The following is an 11,012-nucleotide window of genomic DNA, read 5'->3' on the forward strand; positions in this document are numbered from 1 at the left end:
CGATCATCGCTAGGGACTTGCCCTAGATTTACAAACGCAAATCTATTGATAGGGTTGTAGTGCATCACGACTCCTCCCGTGTTTTCTGTATCTCTCGCTTAACCGCTGTCCGCTCTCGCTTCCAGTAATCGCGAGACTGGCGCTTGTCGCGGTGCTTTCGGTACTCGCCGTCGCCTCTGAGAGGTCGGCGGGTCTTGCTGTTGGTGGTCATGGGTATTGCTCCAGTCAGATTTGCTCAACGAACTCATTACCGTTGTCGTTCGGGCGCTGGCCCTGTTCACTGCTGTCTGACCCCTCAGTAAGAGTTTCAACGATGTCACTCGCCGCCTCTGCTGCGATATCCCAGTTGATGAGCCTTGAGAAATGCGTCCAGAGGGGGACGCCTGCATGGGTCACAAAGGATGCGGCCACGGCACCTAGTCCAAAGTAGAAAATATTGCGAATCATCGAAAATCCTTTGGTTTGAATACTTGGGGGCATTGCTGCCCCTTCGTCCTTTGCTTACTTAGCAGTTGCCAACTGCTTCCACTGGGCTGCTGGCAGTGTTATTACTTGCGAACCCATCGCTTCGAGTTCGGTAGCGCGATCATAGTCCTCGACATCTTGCGAAGATCGCGTGACAGCGTTAAGAAGTCCGTACTGGCTCAGGTCGCCGCCTTGAATAAGGTGGGTAAGGATATCAGACTGCTCGGACTGATTGAGAGTGAAGCTATCGGCTAACACCTCAACTGCTTTGACAGGATTGCCCTCAATTTTGCGCTCGGTGGCATCCCTCATCTGATTCACAATCTGAGTGAATAACGCTTCAGAAGTCGCAGCCTTCACCATGTCTCGAACTTTCAGAAGAAGTGCCGCATCTTCAGCCTGTTTGGTTTCATCGGTGAAAATTTCGTAAGCATCATCATCATTGTCGAGGGCACGGCCAACGTGATACTTTTTCATTCCACGGTCAGGAATGACCATGCCGTTTCGACACACAAGGCGATAGACCAAAGGCTCAATACGGATAGAGCCTAGCCCGATTTCAGAGTTGCTGATGATAACTCCTGCCTGAACTGCGTCGTTGACTTTTACATCAAGCTGCATACGCTCGTTGATGACTTTTATATAGAGTCGGCTATCAGTAAGTCCGATACTGCAAATTTTCAGGTCATCTCCGAAGTCACTGATGACTGGCAATACTGTCTGTACAATGGCTGTATTATCGACTCGGCGGTATCGGTTGCTCAGGAAAGCTCTCGCGGTGCCGTCGAGGGTGCGAAGCATTCGGGGTTCAGGTCGCTCTAAAAACCAGTGGTTGACGTTTTGAGAGAGCAAGTCCGGCGCGTCCTTTCTCATCCGCTTGTAGTAAGTCGTCGGAATATTGAGGCGTTGAGCAATCTGTGCGTGGGTGTGTTCAGAGGTAGCAAAGCGCTCGACGGTTTCGGCTTCGATAGTAATCGAGCCATCGGCGTTCATCTCCAGTTGTCGGGTATCAGCAACAAAGTCACGCTTTTTAGAAGCCTGATCTTGGAGTTGCTGTGCCATTTCAACAATCGTTAAACCTTCTTTCATGATTTAATCCCTTTTAGGTGTGTATTCACCAGCGGAGGGGAGCCAGGTTCCAATTGATTCCCTTCCGCCAGTCAAAAGATTTGAGTCATAGCTAGACAAGTTTTATTTATCCATCGCCGCTACGCTCGTTGGCTTCACGGTTCCCAGGGGTGAACTTAACGCTCATCTAGGGTTTCTTCCCTTGGCCGCTGCTTGTCCGGCTGGCTTTAACTTGTCTGTTGTCTATATATCTATAGTACAGAATTTAAGTAAATATATCAAGCACTGTCCAAGGAATTTCCATTAAAAAACCCGATCATTGACCGGGTTTACATAAATTGAGCTGATCGCAAGTTTATCTCTGCTTCTCAGCCTTTTTCCTTTTGTAATAGTCTTTCATCCACTGACGTTTATATTCTTTTCGTGCCTCAGAGGATTCAAACTTTTGTTGGGCTTCCTTGAGTTTCTGTTGACCCTGTTCTGAAGAAAAGTAGTTCTCAGATGCTTTCTTACGAGCTTCTTTACCTTGTTCGGTTGCTACATACTTTTTAGTGGCCCGTTTCTGGGCGTCACTGGCTGCCATTGCTTTTTCTCCAGATTCTTGCATTTATCATAATGCTTCCTCCCTCCAGGTTGCGATCGCATCTCCCAGAATGCAGCATCTGTGATCGAGTCCAGAGTCGTGGAATACCGGAGCGGCGCGAGGATATGCCGCGAAAGCTCTTGACGGGCAGACCTGTCGCTATCTTTTTGGGGTGTTGGGAGGGGCGTTGTCGGCGGTTGACTAGAGCTTGCTTGTGTTGTGAGCAGCCCCACCCAATTGCCCGCTGGCGAAGCGTCCGTGCGTTTTCTTCTGTCATTTGCGCCTACTTACATCAGCCCAGAGAGGAAAACTAGCCCCAGCTCAGCATCACTCTTGTATGCATTTCTGGGGCTTGAATTGTTGAGTTCCGATCGTAAAGCATAAAACACAAACAGCCCCTAGCTAATTGCTAGGGGCTGTTCTGAGTCTTACGCTCGGGGGAGAGTCGTAAGCGAAATACTGTGGCGAATATCTTCAGTGTGCCCTCGCCTGCCCCGAAGCGATCACGCAGCGCAGTAGTTAGCTATCAGCCATAAGAGCGTCTGCAAGCGATCGCTCGTGCCGTCGCCAAGCAAGTTGTTAGTTAGGTGCGTTAGCGGTGATATCGCAACCCCAAATCATCGTGATCGACGGCCCAGCATTGCCATAGTCGAAGACATTAGACACCGCCTGCCATCCCAGTCTTTCATAGAATCCCCTGGCACTAACCCTCGAATAGCACCAGATCGTCTGAAGTTGGCTGTCGTTCTCTAGCGATGCGATCGCAAACCGAAGCAAGCCAGAGCCTATACCTTGGTTTCGCCAGTGTTTATCAGTCGCCATCGCCCGCAGTCTCCAGGCGGGTTGCTCTTGCCAGACTGAAGGGAGTAGCGATAGACAGCAAAGGTTTTGGCCTGTGTCGTCGAAGGCTCCATAGTGGCGACTGGCTTCGTCGCTGTCTTCGGGGAACATTACCTCAGTGATCGGGTGCCCTTTCCGCAGTATCCGGTGGCGGAGCTGCAGGATGCTGGCGACAGACGTGCGATGGTATGCGATTCCCCTCAATCATGGCTCCAGTCAAATTGAGATAGGATCTGAGTCACAGCTTCTCTTGTCTGACCTTGCCCCGAGACTATTAGGTCCGCGATTTCAGCCCCTTTCTCAACCTGAGATTGATGGGTCGGCATTACATTGCTATGCCACTCCTTAATGATGCTAGACTTCGCTCTCAGTTTTTCTTGCGAGTCCCTGATGACTCTCCGCTGCAGGCGCTCCTTCTCAGGGGTCTCAACATAAATACTGAAATCGAGTTGTCTTCTGATTTCAGAAACTGAAAAAACGAAGATGCCTTCAACAACGATAATTTCATAGGGTTGTACCCATTCCGTCTCAGTCTTCCTCCGGCTATGCACCTCGTCGTAGATCGGCAGTTCAGCAGCATGGCCAGATTGGAGGCTGTCCAAATGCGAGAGCATTAGCGCTGTATCGAGCGCATCTGGGGTATCGTAATTCCCGCAAGGCATGTGGAAATAATATCGATCATGACTGAGAAGTAGCGCCCGACCTTTTAGCCTTTCTACTAGAGCTTTTGCCAGTGTGGTCTTGCCCGACCCACTACCCCCACTGATACCAATGGTACGAGAGCTGATCATGTTGTTAGGGGGCTAGAGGTCGATCGCAAGTGCTCCTAATCGTCTTCAGTTATCTGAACAAGATGTATATGCTTGTAACCGAGCTTGATTTCAAACTCATCGCCAGTTTGTAGACCCATCTTCTCTGTATAGGAAGACCCGATCATTAGCTGCCCATTCTTGTGGACTTTCACCCGATAGGTTGCCTCTCGACCTCTACTATCGCCATTGGCATCACCGTCTAGAGAAATGCCCTTGGCTTCCAGGATGGCATTCATGAAACCACTTTGGTTCACTCGACCACCTATCTCATAGCCACATTCCTTTGCTTTTTCTCGCTTAGAGAGGTGGGATAAGGTTGTGAGCTTTTTGAGTAGTTCTTTCCCAACTAAGGGCTGAATGTCTTGCTTCTTTGCTGCTGTTTTCTTCGCCATCAATGCTGAATGCCCTTGATTGAATTGAGTAGAAATTGATTGTAAATCTAGCTGGCACTCCAGCTTAGAAAAATCCCTAATTTCCCCTAGGTCTAGCCTTGTTGACCTTGAGCGTTCGGCCCATCCATTCAGCTCCATCGAGTTCAGCGATCGCTTTTTCTTCTTCGCTATCTAAACCCATGTCTATGAACGCAAAACCTCTGGGCCGTCCGGTCTCACGGTCTGTTGGGACGTGGGCTTTTTTGACGGTGCCGTATTCAGCGAAGACTTCTTTGATATTGTCTTGGGTGGCGTCGTAGGAGAGGTTACCGATGTAAATCGTCATGGATGTTGATTGAAAAATACTTCAGTTTTCTAGGTTAAGACATTTGTAAGGTGTTGAGCAAATCGCTGCTGGGTATGGGATTGATGCTGCACTCAATGACTTTCTATTCACTGGCAATCTCCAAGCCGAACCAAAGATAGGTGATGTCCTTCTGTAGGAAAACATCATCAAAGGAAGCGACCACAACAGCTTGATCCTTCGGGTTGTAGTCATTAATTTCACTGATTAGCCCATCTTTGAAATCGCTGTTATCAATTGCTTCCTTGAAGTACTCCCAAGGCTTGTAATAGGCAACGGGTTGCCCCTTTGCAATGTGGAAGAGAATGGCCCCTTTGCCGTGTTCAGTATGACCAGAGGTTGCTAGCTTTTTAATGTAGCTTGGGTCCGATAGGTTTCCAAACCTTTCTTGAAGGATTACCCAGTCGTTTTTAAGCTCTTGCTGGGTAGAAGATCCCATCAGCCCTTCACTTTCTCCTTAAAAGATTTCCCTGCGCTGAACCCTGGTACCGTCGTCGCCTTGATCTTCATTACTTCTCCGGTTTTAGGATTACGCCCGTCCCTAGCAGCGCGATCTCTTGGCTCGAAACTTCCGAAGCCCACCAGAGTAATCTTGTCTCCACCGGCTACAGTCTCGACGATGGTATCAACTGTCGCCGTCAATATTTCGTCAGCTTGCTTCTTGGTGACGCCAGATTTATCTGCGATCGCATCAACTAAATCACCTTTGTTCATTAGGACACCTCATTCATCGATATTGGATGCATTGTATGAGTATTGAGAGGTTCTGGGTAGTGGCCCCAGCGTTGCCTTCCTAAGCCGCGTTGTACATTTGAGTCAGCCGTTTCATTGCTTGATGATAAATTTGCCGTGTTCTTTCACGGGTGATCTCTAGCTGCTCACTAATGGCTTGAAAAGACTTTGCTTCGCCATCGTCAAGACCAAAGCGCTGGCTGATAATGTGCTGCTGCCGTTCACTGAGAATCCCGAGCATCGCTCTAATCGATTCCTTGGTTGAAGCAAGTTCTAGCACTTCAGCAGGATTATCATCACCCTTGATGAGGTCCATCAGTCGGTTTTTCTCGCGTCTTTTATCTCCCACCTCCATATCCAGGGATGCTGGAGTTTGCAGATGCTGCAGCATGTTCCTGAATTGTTCAATCGAAAGGTCCATCGCCTCCGCTAGCTCAGAGTTCGTTGGCATTCGTCCCGTCTGCTTCATCAGAGTCCGCTGCGTTTTCTGGAGTCGATTGTATCGTTCATAGATTTGGCTGGGTAGTCGGATGGTCCTCGACTGTAACTGAACGGCACGGGTCATTGACTGTCGGATCCACCAATAGGCGTAGGTACTGAACCTACACCCTTGGGCGAGATCATATTTCTCGGCAGCGGTGCTTAATCCAAAACTGCCCTCTTGAATCAGATCCAGCAGCGGCACACCCCGGTTTTGATACTTCTTAGCGATTGCCACGACCAGCCTAAGATTAGCCTGAATCATCTGCTGTTTGGCCTTGGCATCCCCCGTCTTAATTCGTTGGGCCAGCTCAATTTCTTGCTCAGCAGAGAGGAGCGGAATGCGACCGATTTCCTTAAGATACTGCCCGAGGCTGTCATTTTCCATCAATCTCCCCCATCACCACTGGTCAAAGGTTTATCGTGGAAGCTCATGCGAGACAAGTCTTATAGACATAACTTAAGATTGCCAAGCGTCAGACTCAGGCTAATTTTTTCAATTTAAACGCAGACGTTGAGGAAAGAATTGAGATTGCCAGCGTAAAGGTATCAAACCATCAAAGGCTCTGCTGTTGAATGGTGACTATCAGCTACATCGCGGATGAGCAGTAGATGAGACTGAATATACCGCCTGAGCATGTCTCGATCATCATGGTTCAGGAACTGTCGCTTCTCCACTTGAGCGCACAACCACTCCGCAAGATGGCGATCGTCAAATTGCAACAGATCTCCAGCGGGCGAGACCTCAATAATGCACCAGAAGGTTTTTAGAAAGGAAGGTGACATATCATCCACTCCCGATATGGAATGACGAGTAAAGCGGTATTAAGCTGAATGAATTTATATTTTCTTTAGATTTGCTTCTGTCTCATGCTACACCCAGCAAACTGCTGAATATTGGCTCTTCATCTTTTGTATCAGAAGCAGCAATGAGCAATCTGTATTAGGTAGTACTCCCCGCTCAGCGTATCGGTAGTCTTGCTGTTGTCTGGCGGGAGGATTGCGAGGGCTTTCAGTTGTATTCATGGGCGTTGCGATCGCCCTTGTCATCGCAATTGTTTGAGACTAGAGAGTACTGCTGTGAGGCTGCTGTGGAGCTAGGGCAGCGGTTTGATATCGATAGTGTGCTGAGGTTGCAGCCGTTTGGTTCTCTAGAGAAGATCGAAGAGATAATCCTGGTCCACATACATCGAGAGCAAGTTGAATCGATACAGCCATCCGTTTAACCCTTGCTTCTTTTATTCACCCTTCCTCATTGTCAAAACACTCCTCAAACAGGTCGATCATTATCTGATTGACTTCAGCTTCCTCTCCTTCCATGTTGTCTTTTTCAGCGATTATCATGTCATAGAAATCTCTAAGCGGCCCTTCATACCTTTGTTTCTGAGCAGAGGACAAATAAGGCATGAATATTGGATATAGCGTTAGTATCTCCATGAGCCAGCCGAATAGCCCTTGAGACTCCACATCAGGATTGTTGTTCTGTCTAATTGAGTCGAGTTCAGCATAGAAAGCATCCATGACGCCCCCGAGCAGTTGTTGCTGAACGTTTGGGCGGTAGGGTTCGAGATATCCCTCCATCCAGCTCTTGATCTGTTCATTGAATATCTGTTGCTGTTCCTGATCGAGATTAGTACTCTCGCCAGCACTCTCTTTCCATTTAGCAAGCTGTTGTGCCCAAGCTTCATCGAATTTTAGTAGGTGTTCGTCAAACTGACGGCTGCCCGGTACTAGCACCGGAGGAACATTACCATAGGTCGCCCCTAACGCCTTCTTCCGTCGTTTTGCCTCTCCCATCAAATCCTCCTATCGACAGAGCTGGGTCACTGCTTTCTCCATTAACTATTTCAGAAGGAACGCCCCTCTACAATTGAATCATCAGTCATCTAACAATACTTGGTGAGCCAACCTCGCTATACCCCAACTCCCCAGCCGCCCTTAGAAGACCTCGAAGGTGTTGTCGAACGGCTCACCTTTCATTCTGAAGAAACAGGCTATACCGTCGCTCGGCTCAAAGTTCCTAAAGCCCATGACTTGGTGACCATTGTGGGGGAATTTGCCCACATCCAGCCCGGACAAACCCTACAGCTTTCCGGTATCTGGCGAGACCATCCCCAGTACGGCGACCAGTTTCAAGTTAAACAATACCGAGAAACCAAACCTGCCACCCTCACCGGCATTGAGAAATACCTGGGCAGTGGCCTCATCAAAGGCGTCGGCCCCGTCACTGCAAAACGAATCGTGGCCCACTTTGGCCTAGAGACTCTTGAGATCATTGAGCATCACATTGACCGTCTGATTGAAGTCCCCGGCATTGCTAAAAAGCGGGTGCAGATGATCCAGACGGCTTGGAGCACTCAGAAAGCGATCAAAGACGTGATGTTGTTTCTCCAGGGCCACGGCGTCTCCACCACCTACGCTGTCAAAATCTATAAAGTTTATGGCGACCAAGCGATCCGCATCGTTGAGTATAACCCTTACCAACTGGCCCAAGATGTCTACGGGATTGGTTTTGTCATAGCCGATCAGATTGCCCGAAACTTAGGGATTGCCCCCGACTCCGACTTTCGCTATCGAGCAGGTACCCTGCATGTCCTGAGTGAAGCCTCAGACGAAGGCCATTGCTATCTCCCTAAAACCGAGTTAGTGAACCGAGTCGTCAAGCGCCTTCAAATCGAGGATCACATCCCCAACGCAGCCCAGGTGACCACCATCATTGATCAGATGGAGCAGAGCCTAGAACTAATCCCCTTCCCCTCCGTGACAGAACCTCCAGAGACCTTAGACTATTCCCCCGTCTTCTACCATGCAGAGACCAAGCTAGCGGACCGTATCAAAGTCTTGGTTCACCAGCCGGTTGAAGTGGACCTGACCCGCGTGAATCGGTGGATTGATCGGTTTATTGAGCAGACCGGGTTTACCCTTTCTCCCCAACAGCGCCAAGCCGTTGAGACGGCTGCTGCTCATCGGGTAGTGATTTTCACGGGTGGTCCAGGGACGGGCAAAACCTTCACCACTCGTACTATCGCAGCCCTATGGAAAGCAATGGGTAAAACCCTAGCCTTAGCCTCACCCACTGGACGAGCCGCCCAGCGCTTAAGTGAAGTGACCAAGGAGGAAGCCAGTACCCTGCATCGCCTCCTTGCATTTGACCCCAAGACCATGAAATTCCAGCGAGATCAGAGCGATCCGATTCCCGCTGATGCCATCATCGTCGATGAAACCTCAATGCTTGATTTGTTCTTAGCCAACTCTCTGTTTAAAGCCGTCGCCAATGAAGCCCAACTGCTTTTGGTGGGTGATATTGATCAGCTTCCCAGTGTTGGCCCTGGTAACGTGCTGCGCGATCTGATTGCGTCCCAATTGATTCCCGTCGTTCGGCTCACTGAAGTGTTCCGGCAGGCCCGGTCAAGCAAAATTGTCACCAATGCTCACCGGATTAACCAAGGCCAGTATCCGAACTTTGAGAGTGTCTCGGATTGTCCTCAATCCGATTGTCTTTGGCTGGGAGGTCCTGAACCGGCAGATGGAGTGCAATGCATCAAAGACCTCATTCAGCAGTTGATGCCCACCCTTGGATATCACCCTGCACGAGAGGTGCAAGTGCTCTCACCCATGACTCGGGGGGAGGTGGGGACTCGTAATCTCAACCGAGTCTTACAGGAATTAATCAACCCGCCCCAATTAGATAAACCGGAACTCAATCGCGGAGGGAATATCTTGCGAGTGGGGGACCGGGTGATCCAGAAGGTGAATGACTACAACCGGGATGTCTTCAATGGTGATCTGGGAGTGATTGAGACCATAGATTTGGAAGAGGTAGATGTGACTGTGCAATTCTCGACCAAGACGGTCACTTATGACCTAGCAGATCTCAATGAAATTGCTCTGGCCTGGGCGGTGACCATTCATAAATCACAGGGCAGTGAGTATCCGGTGGTGATCATGCCGCTGTATATGCAGCACTATTTGATGTTGTCTCGGAACCTGCTCTACACGGGATTAACACGGGCCAAGCAACTGGCAATTGTCGTCGGTCCCAAGAAGGCGATTGGACTGGCAGTCCGTCAAGATAAAGTACACCAGCGGTATACCTTGTTAGATCAGCATTTAATGGGCAAGTCTGAACTTGGTTCCATATGACTTCCCTCCACAAACTCCCCCATTGCTTCTCCTGCCGGTACCACGACCCCTCCGGCCACCTCGTCTGCGCCATTCACCCCTTCGGTCCCCTAAGCGATCGCTGTGCTGATTATGTTGCGATCTCAGAGGTGGCAGAGCAGGGCTTTTGGGTACCTGAAGGCTGGGCGTTTGATGGTGGGGAGCTGTATCGGCTGGCCGCGAGTGAATTACTGCAGACTGACGATAGCCATCCAATCGTGACCGGGTGCTGTCCCAGGTGTGGGCATAGGTTTGACCTGGGAGATTCGCCCGTAGTTCATTGGGATTGTCCGAGTTGTCGATGGCTGGATGATTCTATCTAGCCCTGTTTGTGCGATTTTCTAATTAGCTTATTAACGCCAGCGGACTCAAACGTTCAATAGCAGTTGAAATCTCCGTATTTCTACTGAATTCTAGAGATATCCGTAGAAATACAGTTACAACGCAGCTAGGAAAACATGAATATGCTTTTAGTCGTTGTTTTGGCATCGTCATGTCCCTCAGAACTTCCGGTCTCGTAGCTGCCGTTGCTGTGGCCTCAAGCCTTCTTTCTCCTTCAGGTGTAGTGGCTGAACCCGCAGAAAATATATCGGATCGATTCAAGGGAACCTCAATTACGCCGGAGAGCCTTCCTGAACGCCCAGGTGCGGCAACTGGACTGGCCTGCTGGGAGCTTCAAGAGCTTGATGAAGGGCGCTTTGTCTGCGACGGTTACACCTTCGAGTTTGGTTCTGATGGAAGCGTTTTGATTCTAGCCCCGCCTACTGTATCGACTAAGAAAGATCATCTGCAGAGGAAAGCTGATGTCACCGAATAAAGCGATCGTAAGCTTCCTCACCATTTCAACTGCCTGTTCCAAGCCAGTAGCTCCTGTTTATTTGTACCTTCTACCCTTCTGTTCCCCAAGGCGATCGCTATGATGACACTCAAAAAGCCAGTCAAATATAGGAATGCATTTCATTTTTTGGGAGCTTCCAGCATTGTTCTAATGAGCTTCCTAACCCCTGCCCTGGCCCTCGCTCAAACCTCAGGCACAGTTGTTTCTGTGGGTGATGGCGATACAATTCGAGTTCGGAATCCTAGTGGAGAAACCAAGACAATCAGGCTGGCCTGCATTGATTCCGCCGAACTTAAGC

The 11,012-nt window shown here is 49.5% G+C and carries 16 protein-coding genes; 3 read left to right on the forward strand and 13 right to left on the reverse strand.

The features are described 5' to 3' along the window. Positions 1-64: 64 nt before the first annotated feature. The 13 genes from C1752_RS28780 to C1752_RS27455 form a co-directional block, all read right to left on the reverse strand. The gene (locus tag C1752_RS28780; protein ID WP_158535248.1) at positions 65-211 is read right to left on the reverse strand and encodes a hypothetical protein; all 147 of its coding nucleotides are present in this window, start codon (positions 209-211) and stop codon (positions 65-67) included. A 14-nt stretch (positions 212-225) separates the two neighbouring features. Continuing rightward, the gene (locus C1752_RS27400; protein ID WP_110989212.1) at positions 226-480 is read right to left on the reverse strand and encodes a hypothetical protein; all 255 of its coding nucleotides are present in this window, start codon (positions 478-480) and stop codon (positions 226-228) included. A 21-nt stretch (positions 481-501) separates the two neighbouring features. Beyond that, positions 502-1,554 (reverse strand): DUF932 domain-containing protein, encoded by a 1,053-nt coding sequence (locus C1752_RS27405; RefSeq protein ID WP_110989213.1) that lies wholly within the window; start codon positions 1,552-1,554, stop codon positions 502-504. 334 nt (positions 1,555-1,888) lie between these two features. After that, a complete protein-coding gene (locus C1752_RS27410) occupies positions 1,889-2,140 on the reverse strand; it encodes a hypothetical protein (RefSeq protein ID WP_110989214.1) in 252 nt (83 codons plus the stop codon). A gap of 555 nt (positions 2,141-2,695) precedes the next feature. Further along, the gene (locus C1752_RS27415) at positions 2,696-3,160 is read right to left on the reverse strand and encodes a GNAT family N-acetyltransferase (protein ID WP_110989215.1); all 465 of its coding nucleotides are present in this window, start codon (positions 3,158-3,160) and stop codon (positions 2,696-2,698) included. Further along, positions 3,157-3,747: a uridine kinase family protein gene (locus tag C1752_RS27420; RefSeq protein WP_110989216.1), complete on the reverse strand. Its 591-nt coding sequence runs from the start codon at positions 3,745-3,747 to the stop codon at positions 3,157-3,159. The genes C1752_RS27415 and C1752_RS27420 overlap by 4 nt, the downstream gene beginning before the upstream one ends. Before the next feature lie 35 nt (positions 3,748-3,782). Further along, a complete protein-coding gene (locus C1752_RS27425) occupies positions 3,783-4,160 on the reverse strand; it encodes an AbrB/MazE/SpoVT family DNA-binding domain-containing protein (RefSeq protein ID WP_110989217.1) in 378 nt (125 codons plus the stop codon). 76 nt (positions 4,161-4,236) lie between these two features. Then, the gene (gene rbp, locus C1752_RS27430; protein ID WP_110989218.1) at positions 4,237-4,485 is read right to left on the reverse strand and encodes an RNA-binding regulator; all 249 of its coding nucleotides are present in this window, start codon (positions 4,483-4,485) and stop codon (positions 4,237-4,239) included. Positions 4,486-4,588: 103 nt separating this feature from the next. Then, positions 4,589-4,942 (reverse strand): hypothetical protein, encoded by a 354-nt coding sequence (locus tag C1752_RS27435; protein WP_110989219.1) that lies wholly within the window; start codon positions 4,940-4,942, stop codon positions 4,589-4,591. Next, on the reverse strand, positions 4,942-5,217 hold the full coding sequence (locus tag C1752_RS27440; RefSeq protein ID WP_110989220.1) for an HU family DNA-binding protein: 276 nt from the start codon (positions 5,215-5,217) through the stop codon (positions 4,942-4,944). The genes C1752_RS27435 and C1752_RS27440 overlap by 1 nt, the downstream gene beginning before the upstream one ends. Positions 5,218-5,296: 79 nt before the next feature. Further along, positions 5,297-6,103 (reverse strand): sigma-70 family RNA polymerase sigma factor, encoded by an 807-nt coding sequence (locus C1752_RS27445; protein WP_233501916.1) that lies wholly within the window; start codon positions 6,101-6,103, stop codon positions 5,297-5,299. 161 nt (positions 6,104-6,264) lie between these two features. Beyond that, on the reverse strand, positions 6,265-6,501 hold the full coding sequence (locus tag C1752_RS27450) for a hypothetical protein (RefSeq protein WP_110989222.1): 237 nt from the start codon (positions 6,499-6,501) through the stop codon (positions 6,265-6,267). A 456-nt stretch (positions 6,502-6,957) separates the two neighbouring features. Beyond that, positions 6,958-7,512 (reverse strand): hypothetical protein, encoded by a 555-nt coding sequence (locus C1752_RS27455; RefSeq protein ID WP_110989223.1) that lies wholly within the window; start codon positions 7,510-7,512, stop codon positions 6,958-6,960. 99 nt (positions 7,513-7,611) lie between these two features. On the opposite strand from C1752_RS27455, the gene recD2 reads away from it, so the two are divergent. The 3 genes from recD2 to C1752_RS27470 all read left to right on the forward strand — a co-directional run bounded on the left by recD2 (position 7,612) and on the right by C1752_RS27470 (position 10,693). Further along, positions 7,612-9,858, forward strand: coding sequence for an SF1B family DNA helicase RecD2 (gene recD2, locus C1752_RS27460; protein WP_370664165.1), 2,247 nt, complete (start codon positions 7,612-7,614; stop codon positions 9,856-9,858). Further along, entirely contained in the window at positions 9,855-10,199 is a 345-nt protein-coding gene (locus C1752_RS27465; RefSeq protein ID WP_110989225.1) for a hypothetical protein, read from the forward strand. Before recD2 ends, C1752_RS27465 begins: the two co-directional genes overlap by 4 nt. Before the next feature lie 170 nt (positions 10,200-10,369). Next, positions 10,370-10,693, forward strand: a complete 324-nt coding sequence (locus C1752_RS27470) for a hypothetical protein (RefSeq protein ID WP_110989226.1) — start codon at positions 10,370-10,372, stop codon at positions 10,691-10,693. The last annotated feature ends 319 nt before the right edge of the window (positions 10,694-11,012 follow it).

Source organism: Acaryochloris thomasi RCC1774 (assembly GCF_003231495.1).
Lineage (GTDB): Bacteria > Cyanobacteriota > Cyanobacteriia > Thermosynechococcales > Thermosynechococcaceae > RCC1774.